This is a genomic window from Coleofasciculus sp. H7-2 (assembly GCF_042747725.1).
Lineage (GTDB): Bacteria > Cyanobacteriota > Cyanobacteriia > Cyanobacteriales > FACHB-T130 > FACHB-T130.
This window is the reverse complement of sequence record NZ_JBHZGO010000002.1, coordinates 26,795-42,356: the sequence shown is the minus strand read 5'-3', so window position 1 is coordinate 42,356 and position 15,562 is coordinate 26,795. Positions and strand designations below refer to the sequence as shown.

Annotated in this window: 16 protein-coding genes; 9 read left to right on the top strand and 7 right to left on the bottom strand. The window is 44.8% G+C overall.

Features of this window, described 5'->3' with window-relative positions; all coding sequences use genetic code 11:
- Positions 1-48 precede the first annotated feature (48 nt).
- A complete protein-coding gene (locus ACFW2W_RS00525) occupies positions 49-648 on the top strand; it encodes a DJ-1/PfpI family protein (protein ID WP_378171904.1) in 600 nt (199 codons plus the stop codon).
- A 225-nt stretch (positions 649-873) separates the two neighbouring features.
- On the opposite strand, the gene ACFW2W_RS00520 is transcribed toward ACFW2W_RS00525, so the two are convergent.
- Positions 874-1,263 (bottom strand): hypothetical protein, encoded by a 390-nt coding sequence (locus tag ACFW2W_RS00520; protein ID WP_378171903.1) that lies wholly within the window; start codon positions 1,261-1,263, stop codon positions 874-876.
- A gap of 392 nt (positions 1,264-1,655) precedes the next feature.
- Between ACFW2W_RS00520 and ACFW2W_RS00515 the strand changes: the two genes are divergently transcribed.
- Both ACFW2W_RS00515 and ACFW2W_RS00510 read left to right on the top strand, forming a co-directional pair.
- Entirely contained in the window at positions 1,656-3,194 is a 1,539-nt protein-coding gene (locus tag ACFW2W_RS00515; protein ID WP_378171901.1) for an FAD-dependent oxidoreductase, read from the top strand.
- A 131-nt stretch (positions 3,195-3,325) separates the two neighbouring features.
- On the top strand, positions 3,326-4,186 hold the full coding sequence (locus ACFW2W_RS00510; protein WP_378171900.1) for an SDR family oxidoreductase: 861 nt from the start codon (positions 3,326-3,328) through the stop codon (positions 4,184-4,186).
- Between the two features lie 493 nt (positions 4,187-4,679).
- On the opposite strand, the gene ACFW2W_RS00505 is transcribed toward ACFW2W_RS00510, so the two are convergent.
- Together ACFW2W_RS00505 and ACFW2W_RS00500 are read right to left on the bottom strand one after the other, a co-directional pair.
- The gene (locus tag ACFW2W_RS00505; RefSeq protein WP_378171898.1) at positions 4,680-5,726 is read right to left on the bottom strand and encodes a hemerythrin domain-containing protein; all 1,047 of its coding nucleotides are present in this window, start codon (positions 5,724-5,726) and stop codon (positions 4,680-4,682) included.
- A gap of 543 nt (positions 5,727-6,269) precedes the next feature.
- Positions 6,270-7,307: a hemerythrin domain-containing protein gene (locus ACFW2W_RS00500; RefSeq protein WP_378171896.1), complete on the bottom strand. Its 1,038-nt coding sequence runs from the start codon at positions 7,305-7,307 to the stop codon at positions 6,270-6,272.
- Positions 7,308-7,765: 458 nt separating this feature from the next.
- Between ACFW2W_RS00500 and ACFW2W_RS00495 the strand changes: the two genes are divergently transcribed.
- Together ACFW2W_RS00495 and ACFW2W_RS00490 are read left to right on the top strand one after the other, a co-directional pair.
- Positions 7,766-8,512: a DUF2993 domain-containing protein gene (locus ACFW2W_RS00495; RefSeq protein ID WP_378171895.1), complete on the top strand. Its 747-nt coding sequence runs from the start codon at positions 7,766-7,768 to the stop codon at positions 8,510-8,512.
- Positions 8,513-8,631: 119 nt separating this feature from the next.
- Positions 8,632-9,150: a DUF2231 domain-containing protein gene (locus ACFW2W_RS00490; RefSeq protein ID WP_378171893.1), complete on the top strand. Its 519-nt coding sequence runs from the start codon at positions 8,632-8,634 to the stop codon at positions 9,148-9,150.
- Positions 9,151-9,260: 110 nt separating this feature from the next.
- Here the strand turns inward: ACFW2W_RS00490 and ACFW2W_RS00485 are convergent, their stop codons facing one another.
- On the bottom strand, positions 9,261-9,662 hold the full coding sequence (locus tag ACFW2W_RS00485; protein WP_378171891.1) for a hypothetical protein: 402 nt from the start codon (positions 9,660-9,662) through the stop codon (positions 9,261-9,263).
- A gap of 376 nt (positions 9,663-10,038) precedes the next feature.
- On the opposite strand from ACFW2W_RS00485, the gene ACFW2W_RS00480 reads away from it, so the two are divergent.
- Positions 10,039-10,455 (top strand): DUF2809 domain-containing protein, encoded by a 417-nt coding sequence (locus tag ACFW2W_RS00480; protein ID WP_378171889.1) that lies wholly within the window; start codon positions 10,039-10,041, stop codon positions 10,453-10,455.
- 111 nt (positions 10,456-10,566) lie between these two features.
- Here the strand turns inward: ACFW2W_RS00480 and ACFW2W_RS00475 are convergent, their stop codons facing one another.
- On the bottom strand, positions 10,567-10,866 hold the full coding sequence (locus ACFW2W_RS00475) for a hypothetical protein (RefSeq protein ID WP_378171887.1): 300 nt from the start codon (positions 10,864-10,866) through the stop codon (positions 10,567-10,569).
- A gap of 368 nt (positions 10,867-11,234) precedes the next feature.
- Between ACFW2W_RS00475 and ACFW2W_RS00470 the strand changes: the two genes are divergently transcribed.
- The 3 genes from ACFW2W_RS00470 to ACFW2W_RS00460 all read left to right on the top strand — a co-directional run bounded on the left by ACFW2W_RS00470 (position 11,235) and on the right by ACFW2W_RS00460 (position 13,547).
- On the top strand, positions 11,235-11,459 hold the full coding sequence (locus ACFW2W_RS00470) for a DUF167 domain-containing protein (protein ID WP_378171886.1): 225 nt from the start codon (positions 11,235-11,237) through the stop codon (positions 11,457-11,459).
- A gap of 224 nt (positions 11,460-11,683) precedes the next feature.
- On the top strand, positions 11,684-12,073 hold the full coding sequence (locus ACFW2W_RS00465; protein ID WP_378171884.1) for a response regulator transcription factor: 390 nt from the start codon (positions 11,684-11,686) through the stop codon (positions 12,071-12,073).
- A 19-nt stretch (positions 12,074-12,092) separates the two neighbouring features.
- Entirely contained in the window at positions 12,093-13,547 is a 1,455-nt protein-coding gene (locus ACFW2W_RS00460) for an ATP-binding protein (RefSeq protein WP_378171882.1), read from the top strand.
- A 140-nt stretch (positions 13,548-13,687) separates the two neighbouring features.
- Here the strand turns inward: ACFW2W_RS00460 and ACFW2W_RS00455 are convergent, their stop codons facing one another.
- Both ACFW2W_RS00455 and ACFW2W_RS00450 read right to left on the bottom strand, forming a co-directional pair.
- On the bottom strand, positions 13,688-14,137 hold the full coding sequence (locus ACFW2W_RS00455) for a hypothetical protein (RefSeq protein ID WP_378171881.1): 450 nt from the start codon (positions 14,135-14,137) through the stop codon (positions 13,688-13,690).
- A 227-nt stretch (positions 14,138-14,364) separates the two neighbouring features.
- Positions 14,365-15,372: a hypothetical protein gene (locus tag ACFW2W_RS00450; RefSeq protein WP_378171879.1), complete on the bottom strand. Its 1,008-nt coding sequence runs from the start codon at positions 15,370-15,372 to the stop codon at positions 14,365-14,367.
- Positions 15,373-15,562 lie beyond the last annotated feature (190 nt).

Sequence of the window (15,562 nt, the reverse complement as noted above, 5' to 3'; positions counted from 1 at the left end):
TGCAAATTCTTTATAACCAAACTAGGAAAGTAGATTTGGTATTAAAAAATGGCTGCCAAAAAAATCTTGATGCTCGTCGGTGACTTTGTTGAAGACTACGAAGTAATGGTTCCTTTCCAGGCATTACAAATGGTTGGGCATACTGTCCATGCGATTTGCCCCGATAAGAAAGCTGGGCAAACTGTTCGTACAGCAGTCCACGACTTTGAAGGCGACCAAACTTATAGTGAAAAACCCGGTCACAACTTCACCTTAAACGCCACCTTTGATGAAGTGGAAGCGACAGAATACGACGCCTTAATAGTTCCTGGTGGACGTGCCCCAGAATATATCCGTTTGAACGAGAAAGTATTAGAAATCACGCGCCACTTTGCCGAAGCAAATAAGCCGATTGCCGCAATTTGTCACGGGTTGCAAGTTTTGGCAGCGGCGGGAGTGCTGGAAGGCAAAAGTTGCACGGCTTATCCCGCTTGCGGCCCGGATGTTAACCGTGCGGGTGGACTTTACGTGCATATTCCGCCAGACGAGGCAATGGCTGACGGTAACTTAGTAACGGCACCCGCTTGGCCTGCTCATCCTAACTGGTTGGCAGAATTTTTGAAATTGTTAGGAACGAAGATCGAGCATCAAGAGATGGTTGCGGTTTAACTATCCTAACCTTATCGAAGTTAGATAATTTACTTGTCTTAGCTAGGACTTACGCAGAGATCCCCCTTGCATCCCCCGATAAATTGGGGGACTGGAAAAGTCCCCCCCTTTTTAAGAGGGGGTTGGGGTGGGGGGATCTCTTGGGATTGAGCATCAATAACCGAGAAGTATTGTATTAGAAACCCGGTTTCTCAATCAAAAACGTTCTTTTTTACTTAAAAAAAACTACTGAATCGACTGTTCTCTTGTCTCGGTATCCAGCTTATCTACTCGATTACGCAAACGTTCCAGCTCTAATTTATAGGTTTCTAATTGACTTTTTGTAACCGTTAAACCTTCTTGAGGAACTCGATTTGTAACAGAATTATTAATCAGTTGTTCGACTTGATTTAAGCAGGCATTCAAACCAGCGGCAAATTCATACCGAGTTAAAGGTTGATTGCCTTGATAAGTGCGATCGCTATTTCCACTTAGACACCCATAACGCTCTGTTGGAGGTGGCACAGTTTGAGAATTTGGAATAACTTCCTGTGCAACTGCACTGTTTGCTAGCAGCAAAGCCATTCCCAAAACGACTGGACTATATAAAAGTACATTCTTAAAAAAATTAGACATTTTTAATTCCTTGCACTTAGCTTGCAAAAATATAACTTTAAGTCTGCTGAAATAGAGACTTTTCTTTTATATATTATAGGAATAACAATAAACAAGCTATGTATAGATAAATGGCACTGACTTAAGGCTTGTAGGTTGGGTTGAGCAGGGCGAAACCCAACACCTTCCTTGATTTTTGTTGGGTTTCGTGACCTCAACCATTCCCTACGATAGGACTTTTTTTTTATATCTTATTGTAATAAAAATCAACTGGCTATGTGTAGATTGCTGCTGGGGAAAGTGCCAGTTGACTTACTTCTAATTACAGATACCAGATTCTGACTTTAGACGTTATCCCAGTAACAGGGGAAGCGCTACGTATAAAAATTTATACTGTTTAAGGAGAACGCTGAATGAATTTACCAGGAACCTCGGTCTCTGTTTGGCTCGACACCACAGAAGGGACAAAATACCCGCAATTGACAAGTGATATCAGCGTCGATGTCGCTATTGTAGGCGGCGGCATCACTGGCTTAACCGCCGCGTTGCTATTGAAACAGGCTGGATTAAGGGTTGCAGTGATTGAGGCATCGCAGATTGGCAGCGGTGTCACCGGCTATACCACTGCCCACCTCACCGAAGCGGCCGACGAACGCTACAAAGACCTAATTTCCTCCTTGGGTGACACGGATGCCAAGCTGGTAGCAGAATCCAGCCGTGCGGCGATTGAACGCATTGCTAAGTTTGTGGCAGAAGAGAAGATTGATTGTGATTTTCAGCGAGTGCCGGGATATCTTTACACTGAAAAATCCCAGGATGTGTCTGAAATTGAGTCAGAGGCGGAAGCTGCTAGCAAGTTGGTGATTCCGGCTGCTTTGACAAAGGACGTGCCACTGCCATTTCCGGTAAAAGCGGCGGTGATGTTCCCCAATCAAGCGCAGTTCAACCCGATTCCCTATCTCCAAGGACTTGCGAAGGCGATTGACGGCGGTGGCAGTTTTATTTTTGAGCAGTCATCTGTTGTCGATATCACCGGCGACAAGCCGAGTCGAGTTTCTACCGAACAGGGCACGGTAACGGCTCTAGATGTGATTATTGCTACTCATACGCCGATTCATAACCTGAACAGCCTCCCCGACTTGTATGTAATGTCCACGAAAATTGCCCCGTATCGCTCTTACGTTATCGGAGTGAGATTGCGATCGCCTTTACCGGAAGGACTGTTTTGGGACACCGAGGAGCCGTATCACTATACACGCAGCTACAAAGACCTGCTGATTGTTGGCGGTGAAGACCACAAGACGGGCGAGGATGTAGATAATCAGGCGTGTTTCGAGCGGTTGGAAGCGTATGTGCGCGATCGCTTTGATGTGCAATCAATCGATTATCGCTGGTCAGCTCAATTGTACGAGCCAGTCGATGGTCTACCCTATATCGGGACAACCGCAGCTAATTCTAATATCTACGTTGCCACCGGCTATTCTGGCAACGGCATGACCTTCGGCACCGTTGGCGGGATGCTGACAAGCGACTTGATTCTGGGACGGACGAATCCCTGGAGCGAACTTTACGACCCCAATCGGGCGAACATTATAGCCAGCGCCCAGCGGTTTGTGACGGAGAATTTGGGCGTCGCCAAGCACTTTGTGGTCGATCGGCTTTTCAAGTCGGAGGGCAATGAACCCTCTGACGTGCCACCAGGCGAAGGCAAAATTCTTGACATCGACGGTAAGAAATATGCCGTCTACCGCGACGAAACAGATTATCTCTGCTCGCTTTCTCCGGTGTGTACCCACGCTGGATGCATTGTTGACTGGAACAACGCCGAAAAAACTTGGGATTGCCCTTGCCACGGTGGACGTTTCAGCCCTACGGGTGAGGTACTAAATGGCCCGCCGATTACCGATCTAGATCAAAAAGAACTGCCTAGTCAATTTACAACGAAAAGTTAACTTCATAACTTTTCTTTTCCCCCTCCAGATTGATTAAGTCAATCTGAGGGGTTGTTAGCGTGTTGGGTGAATAGAAACAATAAATCCTCCTCTGGATTTTCAATTTTTTAGACACGTTTAAAAACACACTTATGCAAGCAGAGCAAAAGCTACAGCCACCGCAACATCAGAACCATCAACCGGGTATTGAATCAGAAATGACGCCAAGACCCAAGGCAGACGATCGTAAATATCAAGGTAGCGACAAATTACGCGATAAAGTGGCGCTGATTACCGGCGGTGATAGCGGCATTGGTCGCGCAGTTGCCATCTTTTTTGCTAAAGAAGGAGCTGACGTGGCAATCGTGTATCTGAACGAACACGATGACGCCCAAGAAACTAAACGGCTGGTAGAAGAAGAAGGTCGCAAATGTCTGACGATTCCTGGTGACATTGGCGACGAAAAATTCTGTCAGCAAGCCGTACAAAATACGGTTACGGAGTTCGGGAAACTCGATATTCTCGTTAACAATGCTGCCGAACAACATCCTCAGCAAAGCATCGAAGACATTAGTGCCGCACAGCTTGAGCGCACGTTCCGGACTAACATTTTCTCAATGTTTTTCTTGACAAAAGCTGCACTCAAGCACCTAAAAGAAGGCAGCGCGATTATCAACACCACTTCGGTGACAGCTTATAAAGGGAATCAGCAGCTGCTCGATTATTCGTCTACTAAAGGGGCAATTGTTGCTTTTACGCGATCGCTCTCGCAATCTTTGGTTGAAAAGGGAATTCGCGTCAATGGCGTGGCACCTGGCCCCATCTGGACGCCACTCATTCCCTCCACTTTCCCAGAGGACAAAGTTGCCTCTTTTGGTAAACAAGTGCCGATGCAACGGGCTGGACAGCCAGAAGAAATTGCGCCTAGTTACGTCTTTTTGGCGTCAGATGACTCTTCTTATATGTCCGGTCAGATTTTGCATCCCAACGGCGGCGAAGTCGTCAACGCTTAAGGCTGAAATGACTCCCCATTCTTCTTGAAAGCAACAGAAACCCATTTTCCAACCAGAAAACGGGTTTCTTGATATAGCAATCCTATTTAAGTTGTGCACGAGTATTTGCTTTAGTAGAGACGCGATTAATCGCGTCTCTACAGGGGTTTGCGAATCATTTAGGACTGCTATAGATGCTGGAAGTTAGCGATCGCATCGGGATGCTCCCGATTTTTTTTTGATTAACTCAGCGCAGTAGGTTGGGTTGTAGCTTGCTTCCGCGTAGCGGTAGGACAGTCAAACCCAACAAATGTTTATGGGTGTTGGGTTTCGTTCCTCAACCATTCCCTACGCAAGTTTTGGATTTTTAGCTTCTTCGTGAACCGTATTGCCTTAAAGCCAAATTTGAGGACGAGACTAGGGTAATAAGAAAGCTCCCACCACTTAAGTGGCAGGAGTGCAGATGTCAGTTAAGTTTCAAGAGGTATGGAGTACAGATTGAACGCGCTTGCGACTACTTCATCGAAGCCGCCATTTCTTGCTGAATTTTGCTCTTGGCAGCTTTGAATTCGGTAGACATTTGCTCTTTTTGCTCGCTGCTGCAATTTTTGTCAATGGCTGCGAACATCGTGCTTTCTTCTTGACGGATGTGATCGCCAACTGCATCCATCAACTGCTTAATTTTTGATTTGAACTCGTCGGTAGAAGAGGGGTTGATAGCTTTAATTTCATCCAACATCCGCTCCATTTCGGCTTGCTCATCATACAGCTCTTGAGTATTGTCGTCGCCGTAGAAAGAGCGAACTCTGGGGTAGACCACTTCTTCTTCGGCTTTAGCGTGTGCCAATAAATCTTTGTAGAGCTGCCCAAAATATTCTTGGAGTTTTTGAGGATCGTTAGTAGCCCCAATTTCCGTAAAGATGGTATTGACCTTGCTATGATCCAGGCGGATGAGCGTCTGGATGTTCATATCTTGCTTATCGGTGTTTTGGGTAACGGCGCTACCAAACACACCTGACAAGGCTGCAACAGCATCTTGAACTCGTGCCCACAGTCCCTGATCTGCGTCTTTTCCAGTGAGTTCGCGGACACCCACGAGTTCTAGCATTCCTTTGAGTTGTTCCTGGTGAGCGCGGTTCTCAAAGTTAACAGTATTTAAAGGTCCAATCGCCAATTCAATATCAGCACCCACGACTTGGGCAGCTTTGTGAACCACAATTCCGTTCATCACCTGACCGTGCTTGAGCAGTTCGTGCTGAAGTAATTTCTGGTAGAAAGACAGCTTATCACCAGACATTAGTTCTTCGGTCTTCTTAACAAATTCTTTGACCGTATCGTGAGCTTCAGCAGGATTGCCATACTGAACAATTACTGTTTCTAGAATGCCCAGGTTTTTCTGGTCGTCATTGAGCATATGCTGCAAGCGATCGCGCACATCTTGATCGGGACTGGCACCGATCAGTGTTTGCTCGTTAGAAATGATTAAATTTTGCGTCGCTCTCATGTCTGCCAATTTTTGAGCGATCGCTATGCGCTTTGTATCGTCAAGTGTTGATACCATTTTTGTTTCTCCTCTGAAATATTATGCAATTTGGATCTTTCTTAACAATCTCACAAGCTCTTAAGCTAATTCATCTTTCTCTCGACTGAATCCTAAAGTATTGTTTATAGATAGGATGAACATTTTTAATTGTTAGCCTTCTATTTATTTAATCTAATTATTGAAAATTCTACTTTTGATAGGTACCAAAATTACTATTTTTGGCTATATTTCATGGATTCATAAAAGCAAGTTTCCCTAAAATATAGCCGTAAATGATTCGTGACGGCGAGATCCGCGACTTCTCCAAGAAGTCGCGGATCTGAAACGCTGGTATCTCTCCACTAAAATAGGATGACATACTTTATTTATTCGATAGAAACCGTAAAATTACGCACTCTAGAAAGATTAACCAGTTAAAACATTAAATCTAGGAGGCTAACTTCTACACCATCCTAGATTTAATTTCTTTGTTACCCCGATGGGAATTAGCGATCGCCTTGATTAAATCTAGGGAGGCTATCTTCTAAGCCTCCCCACAGATTTAATTCTGTTCCGACACTACTACTTGCTAGAAGCTGCCATCTGGTCTTGTAGCTGGCTCTTAACGGATTTAAACTCGCTTGCCATTTGTTGTTGTTGCTCGCTGCTGAAGTTATCGCGCAGCTTAGGCAGCATATCGTTTTCTTCCTGATTAATGTGATGGTTAATGGCGTCTTTTAGCTGCCGAACTTTAGCTTTGAACTCAGAGGAAGAGGGACTCATCGACTTAATTTCGTCCAGCATCCGAGCTTGCTCAGCTTGCTCATCATACAGATCCTGCGTGTCCTGATAATAGGAACGCACTGCTGGATAAACAACTTGTTCTTCGGCTTTAGCGTGAGCCATCAAGTCTTTGTAAAGTTGACCGAAGTATTCTTGGATCTTTTGAGCATCGTTAGAATTCTCAATTTCCATAAACAAGGTTTTAGCCTTGCTATGATCCATGCGAAGAATCTCACCGATGGTCATATCGGAGCGATCGGAAGTTTGGGTGACAGCACTACCAAATACCCCAGATAATGCGGCAACGGCATCTTGAACCCGTGCCCACAGTCCTTGATCCGCTTCTTGTCCGGTTAGTTCGCGAACACCCAGAATTTCCAACATACCTTTGAGTTGCTCTTGGTGAGCGCGGTTCTCAAAGTTAATGGTATTCAAGGGAGTAATAGCAGCTTCAACGTCAGCGCCAACCACTTGAGCAGCTTTGTGAACGAGTAGACCAGCCATTGTTTGCTTATGCTTAAGCAATTCATGCTGAGATACTTTTTCAAACAAAGTCAGTTCAGAACCTTCCATTAGTTTCTGAACTTCATCAATCATTTTGGTTGTTGTTTCCTTGGGTTCGGATTTGACACCATACTGAACAATCACAGTGTCGAGAACGCCGAGGTTTTTTTGATCGTCATTGAGCATATCTTGTATGCGCTTGCGAAGATCATCATCCGCGATCGCAGAGATGAACTTTTGCTCGTTAGCAATTAGCAAGTTTTGCAGCGCTTTCATGTCTGCCAACTTCGTGCCAATCGCCATGCGCTTGGTGTCATCTAGTGTCGTTACCATTCTTTGTTCTCCACTGAATAATCACAGGATCGGAATCTATCTCGAAGATAGTCATCCAACTTCAGTGGATTCATCTCTCTTTTGACTGATCCCCCTAATCTAACCGAGAAAGAACGCCAAATTATCATTTGCTCTATCCAAAGATAGAAAAGCTTCGATGTTTCAGGATTTTTGTTTTTTAGGTTGCTCTAGAATATTGTTTTTTGGATTAGATGTCATCTATCGGAAATCAGATTTGAAAAGTTCAAATAGCCTGAACGTTAGTCACGAGGAATTAGTGGGTTTAGTTTATTAAAGATAGCTTTTTACCCCTATCTGAAGAATGAAATATTGGCTTTGAGTTTGTGTATAGCCGATCACTTTGTCTCCATTCCACCATCAGGCAGATACACTTCTTAACACAAGTCGCTAGATTGACTCAATAACAGACTCAACAAGACAAGGGCAGGAGATACGGAGTGACGACTAATAAGGATGCTTCTTTGGGGCAGCAGGCACTTAACAAAGCAGCTGAAATAGGATTATCTAGCCAACTCGATGAAGTGGAAGAATTAGAGGTAGATGTCCAGACCGATCCACTTAAAGTGGTTCAGGGACAGCTGGATTCAGTCACCATTGAAGGCGAAGGTTTGGTGATGAACAAAGACCTCCGGATGGAGGAAATGAAGATGGAAATGACTGGCATCTCCATCAATCCCCTCAGCGCTGCTTTTGGTAAAATTGAATTAACCAAACCCACTGACGCAAGTACCCGCGTTGTGTTGACGGAAGCAGACATCAACCGAGCATTCAACTCGGAATTTGTCGGCAGTAAGCTACAAAATATGCAGGTGCCAGTCAATGGGCAACCGATGACCATTGACACCAAAAAGGTAGATTTCCGCCTACCAGGTGAGAACAAAGTTGCATTGAGTGCCAACGTGCTGCTGGGCGAAACCGGAGAAACCAAGCAAATTGCCTTTACGGCAGTGCCCCGAATTGGTGCAAACGGGCAGAAGGTCAATCTGGAAGACGTTGAATATACCGAAGGCAAAGAACTATCCCCTGAACTGACGGCGGCGCTGTTGGAAAAGGCAAGCGAACTGTTGAACCTGAGCAACTTCGATCTGCAAGGAATGTCGCTTCGCATCAAACAATTAAATTTAGAATCAGGAAAAATGACGCTTTTGGCGGAAGCGCGCGTGGAGCAAATTCCTTCAGGCTAGTGATGAGCGGTTCGCGGTTCGCGTTTAGTCGAGTGGGTTACGATCGACAACTCAAAGCTAAAGCTAACAGCGATCGCCTGCTTTCACTTGTATAACTCATAGAATCCATAGAGAAGAACATGACACAAACTCCCAATCTCCCGCCGCTGATTGAAAGTGATGAGAGCGATTATCAAGATAGCGGGGTGACAAGTACAGTAGCGATCGCAGGACATCCCCTGCATCCATTGATCGTCACCTTTCCAATTGCTTTTCTGACCACGGCAGCAGCAGCCGATCTCGCCTACTGGTGGACTAAGGATCTCTTCTGGGCACAAGCCTCTATCTGGCTAATCGGCATTGGCTTGGCAAGCGGCGTGCTGGCAGCCCTGACTGGCATGATGGACTTCCTGAGAATTGAACGAGTCCGCAAGCGCAGCGCTGGCTGGGCGCACATGGTACTGAATGTCGCCGCCTTAGGGCTGACAATTGCCAACTTTGCACTGCGTTGGGGCAACACCTCAGGAGCCATAGTGCCTACGGGACTTACAATCTCAATTATTGTGGCGATCCTTCTCGGTTTGTCGGGTTGGTACGGAGCCGAGCTAATCTATCGGCATAAAGTTGCTGTGATCGGCTACGGCGATTCAAATAGATAGAAAAAATAAGCAGGCGACATCCACATCGCCTGCCAACTAATTTAAAAATCTCTCCTACGCCTGGGTAGCTTAGCTAAAAGGTAGAAGCAGCAAAAGCTAAATTTTTGATGTTATATCACTCCTGGCCCCTGATGACGCTTATCACCTTCCATCGTCAGCTTCCCTTCCTCATCATCCTTTAATTCTGAGAGGGCTTCAGCGCGTTCGGCAGCCTCGGCTTCTTCTTTTGCTCTCAAGTCTCCAGGTTCATCCACATACATTTCGGGTTCTACCGCATAGTTATTTAAAAGACCTTCTTTGTCTACCGTGTAGCCATCTGTAGTGTCGATACTTCCATCGTTTGTTTGATCGTTAGTGGGGGATTTTTTCTCATCAGTTTTCTGTGGAGTTGTTTTAAATGCATTCCCCTCTCTTTCTCTACGTGCTGCGGTTTCCGCAGGTACAATCCCCCGATCGTAGTTATCCTCACCAACTCGTTGACTGCTGTCTGTGCTATCTGGTTGATTATTCATGAGTATTTTCTCCCAACATATCAGCTTTAGAAAATAAGACTATAATTTTTTGTATACCTTTATACTCTACCTTGAGTATTAGATTGCCAAAGTATAAAAAATATATATAATATTGCGAAATAAGTTACGACTAGCATATAAATTCATCCCTTAGTTAAGGAAGAAAAATTGAACTCTTCTCTCTGCTAGATAATTCAGTTGAATGAAGACATCAGCCAGCTCGTTGGCGCAACTTTAGTTTAAATCAGGACTTATGCAAAGCTTATACATATAGCGTTCTTGTCGGTTCAATCCCCCTGTGGTTGCCCTCAGATGTGGTGATGTGCGGCGAGTCCTATAAATGTATAGAGTACAGAACTGCTTGGAAGTATAGCCAATGCTTCGAGACGCCAACTACATCAAACGGATTATCCTCTCGCTACTGATTATTGTGCCGCTGGGATTGCTATCGAAGAGATACACCGGCTTTGGTCGCAGCTGGGTCAATGATTTCTCAGGTGATATTTTATACGAAATATTCTGGTGTTTATTCGTATTTTTGCTGATTCCGAGTCGCAAAGCGATGAACCAAATTCCAATTTGGGTATTCGGCATCACCTGCACGATCGAATTTCTGCAACTGTGGCACCAACCTGTTTTGGACTCGATTCGCTCTACTTTTCTGGGCAAACTATTGCTCGGAACCACGTTTTCTGGGTGGGATTTCCCTCATTATCTGCTCGGTTGCATCATCGGCTGGTTATGGTTACGGCAAATTGTCAGGGTTGACAAAGCTAAAACCACGATTAGATAATATAACTAGGTAAGGTGATTAGATAATCGGTAATTTTCAGTAGTTCTTAGCCTTTGGTTTGTGGCTAATGACGAATGACTGATTAACCCGAACGGGATGCCCTAACTTGATTTAATTTTTTAACTTTTCTCGCCAGTTTTTCAGCCTCGATCTGTTTTCTTTCAGCATCAAGCTCAGGGCGATTAGCCGCTCGGATAGTACGATCAGCTCTTCGCTCGTGGCTATTAGCTCCTGACTTTCGTCGATTAGCTTAGATGATTTGGTGAGCAGGTAATCTGTTCTGGTTGTTAGTTGTTGTTGGTATATCTCAGAATCTTGCTTTTCTAATTCCGCCAAATCTAAAGAATTTTGGGTAATTTGAAACCGGGGCTGTCTTTGCCACTTCCTGTTGCTAGTCTTATATTTTGCCATGATGTGAATCCAGTCGATGGAGGTGGCTGGTGTGGTGTTGTACAAGAGCGAATTTGGACCTACCAGTGGATTTCAAAAATCGAGCGCTCAAAATTTAGAACGAGTTGTGCTATCGACTTACCTATTGGATTAATTGTTATCGTCAAACCCGATTGACAATCAGCTAAATTTGTGAATTTGGCGTTGCCCTTCAAAAAATAAGATATTAGATACTAATGAGACTAACTTCTATCTCCAGAAGGAAGCTAATATAAACTATATCTGTAACTTTGAATACCCAAAAACCGGCGTTGAGCGATCGCGTGGGTTAGAAAATTTATTGCCAACCCCGATAATGGCTGCAACGACATCATTATCACCCCAATCCCATGAAGAAACAAGTAAAAGTTAAACCTAATTCAAAAAACCAAAGCATCGAGGAAGCTGAGGACGGTAGCCTCACGGTACATTTGAAATCGCCACCTGTGGATGGTAAGGCGAATGAAGAGTTAATTCAAATACTCTCTAAAAAATTTAATGTATCAAAATCAAGAATTATTATCAAATCGGGTTTATCGTCAAGAAATAAGCTGGTTGAAATAGATGACGGTTGAGCATAATTTTAAAATATAGCAGTTTATGGGTAAGGGTGTTGCTCCGACTTCAAGCGATCGCTGTCCCAATTTTCCCTTTCTACTCATCCCCCTTGCCTTGAAATAAGCAAAAATTTAATTTTAGAAACTATCTATAGGTAGATTTAAAAATATCAAACCCAAAACCTAAAATTCAAAAGGGAATAACTCAACCTGGTACACTTGAACGAAAAGGTCAACTCAGCATGACACACGTCTTACTGATCGATGATGAAGAGGCATTACGTGCCAGTCTCAGCTACGCCTTAATTAAAGAAGGCTATCAGGTAACAACTGCTGCGGATGGGCAGACTGCCCTCAAGTTGTTCCACAAGCAAGTGCCAGACGTGATTATTTTAGACTTGATGCTACCGGGCATTGATGGGATGGAACTCTGCTGGCGCATCCGAGCATTTTCTAATATCCCGATTTTGATGCTGACAGCCAAAGACCAAGACATTGACAAAGTTTGGGGATTAGAAGCGGGTGCAGATGACTATATCACCAAACCCTTCAACACTCGCGAACTCCTCGCACGGATAAAAGCTGTCCTCCGGGGTCGCGCTGTTGGTCAACAGTCTCTACAGGAAGATTAAAAAAATTGAAGTTGCACCTTTGAAAAACTTAAGGGGTTGGTTAGCAATTCATATCCGATGGAATTCGATTTACCGGAAACTGTTAGTTACCTACCTAGCACTCACCGCACTAGGAACTTCCATTCTGGCAAGCTATATTCTGTTTTCTTTCCATGCCTATTTCATGAGGACGAGACAGGCTGATTTAGATGCCTGGACGACAGCCCTCAGCGAGAGCGTAGCTGACGCCTTGGAGGAAAAGGATCTCAATCGGGTGCGAGTGCTAGTACAACGCTACGGTTCACCGGAAGCAGTCACCCTGCGCGTCTTTGCACCTGATGGTCGCCTGCTATTCACCTCCGCCCCCCGGCTAGATCGGCAAGTCCCCAACTGGTTGGCTGTTGCTGGCGTGAGGGAAGCGCTGCAAAATCAGCCGACGCAAGGAGTGGCGAAAGGGATTCTCTCCAACGATGACCGAGTGTATGCAGCACGACCGATATTGCGGAATGGTCGTCTGCTCGGTGTGCTGCGGATGTCGATCACTTTAGAACAGTTTCAGCGTCAGTTTCGCCGCATCATTTTCACCGTTCTCGGAACGCTCTTCGTGACGCTCTTGCTTTGTGCGCTGATTAGCGAAAGCCTTGCCCGTAATATTGCTAGACCGATTCAGGCGATGTGCCACTTTGCAATTGAAGTGGGTGGAGGTCATTTAGGTGAGAAGCTGAACATTCGTCAAGATGATGAAGTGGGTCAATTAGCCAGTGAATTGAATCGCATGAGCGAACGGCTGGCTTCCCTAGATAAGGAGCGGCGGGCATTTCTAGCGAATGTGTCCCACGAACTGCGGACTCCTGTCAGCAACGTCTATGTCACGCTAGAGGCGCTCGCCAACGGAGCTGCTGAGGAACCGGAGTTACGCGATCGCTTCATCCAGACTGCACAGGATGAAACCATGCGCCTGTCCAGGCTAATTAAGGATCTGCTGGATTTGGGACGACTCGAAGCAGGCGTAACGCCACTAGAACAGCAGCCGCTAAAGCTGCGAGACTTGATCGAACGGGCGGTACGAGCAATGGAATCCCGTATGCTAGCCAAGGAAGTAAGTATCAGCGTGGAGGTTGCTGATGTTCAAATACAAGGCGATCCAGAACGACTATTGCAAGCTTTTCTGAATATATTGGACAACGCCATTAAGTTCTCAGTTGCAGAGTCTAAAGTTTTTGTCTCAGGCAATGTAGAAGGTGCCCAGGTTTCAGTAAAAATTCGAGATCGGGGAACCGGAATTAGGGAGAGCGATTTGCCCCGCATTTTTGAGCAATTTTATACAGCAGATCCCTCGCGCAAAGGCAGCGGAACGGGTTTGGGGTTAGCGATCGCGCGGCGAATTGTGGAAGCACACGGCGGCACAATTACCGCTACTAGCACTCCGGATCAGGGCGCAACTTTCAGCATTCGCCTTCCCCTCGACACCGCCGCAGAGAAACGAAAGAGTTAAGCTGGTGTTTCGTTTCTCTGTTCTGACTTCTCTTCACAGAAGTAGAATTGCCACCAGCCAATCAATGTACATCGCTCCTTTAGATTCAATGCAATGAGCGGAACAATGTACATTGACCTTTCTTTCCTAATAACTAATCTCTAGTTACTAAAGGCATCCTTGATGCTATCAACAGTACGTTCAACAACATTCTTTGTGTTATCTACTGCTTTCTCAGTCCGAGCCGCATCTTCATTTGCTCTTTTCTCAATTCGCGCCGCATCTCTGTTGGCTTTGCGCTCAACGAAACTACCATTGCCATCCGTTGCGTCCTCGACTCGCTCGGCATTTTTATTTGCAGTTTCTTTTACCTTGTCTTTGGCATCTTCGATGAAATTCTTGGCTCGTCCAGTATCTTCATGGACTTTTCCTTTAACCTGATCGCTCGTGCCTGCCGATGCGATCAAGTTTGCAGTAGGAGCAGCCATTGCTGAGGTGTTTGAGAAAAATGCACCCTGCCAAACAAAGGCGATCGCTGACACACAAAACAGCGTTGTAGCCAGCCAGCGTCCTACAGTCGAAAGCCGTTTCGTAAAATAATTCAGTTTCATAGAACACAATCTCATTAGGTTTAGCATCCTATATTTACTTCATCTGGCTTATCAGCTAAACCAATCTCTAGATAGATGTTTTCCAATCATAAATTCTTAGAAGAATTCACTCTTTTGATAGATTGAAAAAATGCCATGCAGCTTGCACAGTTTAAACTTGATGTAGCAACAACCTAATAATTCTACTTTTATTAGGCTACAGTACAAGCTCAATGCCTGAATTTATTTCATTTGTGAGAAGGAGTGCCACCGTCTGCGGGTGGAGTCGGCTCAGATGCTAATTGAGAAGCAGTACTACCATTTGCGGATGTAGCGGTTTCAGTATCTTTTTTAGCTTGCCACAAAAGTGTTTTTATCTTCTCTAAATGTTCAAATGGCAAAACTGTACCCTTAATAATCTTTAGTTTAGTAGTACCGCTAGGACTTTCTGAGTGTTTTCGGACTTCCTGCACCAGCTCTTTAAAAACCTCAATCGCCTCGTCTACTTTAGGATTTACTCCTTTAATTTGATTCAAATGTTTACTGACTTCCTCGAAGTCTCTGGGGTCTAAAGTCGCATCTTTGGTAAACTTCAGCTCAGTCAATCCTCTGGGACTTTCTGAATGCTTCCGCACTTCCTGCACTAGCTTGTCAAAATCTTTAATCGCTTCATCAATAGGTTGTTGCGGCTTTATAGTTCTTGCACCCATCTCGTCTATCCCAGTTTGAAGTACCGCGACCAATAGTCGATCCTGTAGAGCGCGAAAGATCAAAGTACCTGCGGAACCAGCAACTGCTGAGGTTGCTAACAGGACAAAAGCCGTTTCTGGTCGGACAACCGCTATAGCAGGGGGTGCAGCAAGGGCACCAATTAGCAATCGCGCCACCACGCCTAAATCAATCACATTTCTAGCATGAGCATAGGCAAACTTTACCGCCAAATCATCATCGGTCGGCTTATGCGGTAACTCAATATTTCCCTGTAGATTAAGCAGTTCGTAGACTAATCCACCAAGGCTTCCAGCAGCGAGGATTACCCCAAGCATCATCCAAAATTTGCAGTCAGCTAAATTAGGAGTTTCTAAAATTTCTTTGACATTTATCTCCCAATTTTTGGGTTCGCTTTGATTAAAATTTGGAATAGGACTGGATGTAGGTAGTATTGAACTTGGGGAAATGCGTTGACTGTAGGCTGCTGTAGCAGTCAGGCTAGTACTTAGAAGAAAACCTGAAATGATAATGTTTATGCGCTTCATCTTTTAGTTACTTACTTGTACTATAAAAAAATTAAATCCTGTTCAAAATATGGTTCCAGTTAAAAAAACTGCTATAGCAATCCTATTTGAATTGTGAGATGTCAGCGGTTCAGATCCCTGACAACTCCTACGAAGTTGGGGATCTCGCCTTCAGGAATCATTTAGAACTGCTATATATCAATCTTAATTC

Coding starts and splice junctions, on each gene's coding strand:
- ACFW2W_RS00525 (WP_378171904.1), top strand. CDS start 49: ATGGCTGCCAAAAAAATCTTGATGCTCGTCGGTGACTTTGTTGAAGAC.
- ACFW2W_RS00520 (WP_378171903.1), bottom strand. CDS start 1,263: ATGTCTAATTTTTTTAAGAATGTACTTTTATATAGTCCAGTCGTTTTG.
- ACFW2W_RS00515 (WP_378171901.1), top strand. CDS start 1,656: ATGAATTTACCAGGAACCTCGGTCTCTGTTTGGCTCGACACCACAGAA.
- ACFW2W_RS00510 (WP_378171900.1), top strand. CDS start 3,326: ATGCAAGCAGAGCAAAAGCTACAGCCACCGCAACATCAGAACCATCAA.
- ACFW2W_RS00505 (WP_378171898.1), bottom strand. CDS start 5,726: ATGGTATCAACACTTGACGATACAAAGCGCATAGCGATCGCTCAAAAA.
- ACFW2W_RS00500 (WP_378171896.1), bottom strand. CDS start 7,307: ATGGTAACGACACTAGATGACACCAAGCGCATGGCGATTGGCACGAAG.
- ACFW2W_RS00490 (WP_378171893.1), top strand. CDS start 8,632: ATGACACAAACTCCCAATCTCCCGCCGCTGATTGAAAGTGATGAGAGC.
- ACFW2W_RS00485 (WP_378171891.1), bottom strand. CDS start 9,662: ATGAATAATCAACCAGATAGCACAGACAGCAGTCAACGAGTTGGTGAG.
- ACFW2W_RS00480 (WP_378171889.1), top strand. CDS start 10,039: ATGCTTCGAGACGCCAACTACATCAAACGGATTATCCTCTCGCTACTG.
- ACFW2W_RS00475 (WP_378171887.1), bottom strand. CDS start 10,866: ATGGCAAAATATAAGACTAGCAACAGGAAGTGGCAAAGACAGCCCCGG.
- ACFW2W_RS00470 (WP_378171886.1), top strand. CDS start 11,235: ATGAAGAAACAAGTAAAAGTTAAACCTAATTCAAAAAACCAAAGCATC.
- ACFW2W_RS00465 (WP_378171884.1), top strand. CDS start 11,684: ATGACACACGTCTTACTGATCGATGATGAAGAGGCATTACGTGCCAGT.
- ACFW2W_RS00455 (WP_378171881.1), bottom strand. CDS start 14,137: ATGAAACTGAATTATTTTACGAAACGGCTTTCGACTGTAGGACGCTGG.
- ACFW2W_RS00450 (WP_378171879.1), bottom strand. CDS start 15,372: ATGAAGCGCATAAACATTATCATTTCAGGTTTTCTTCTAAGTACTAGC.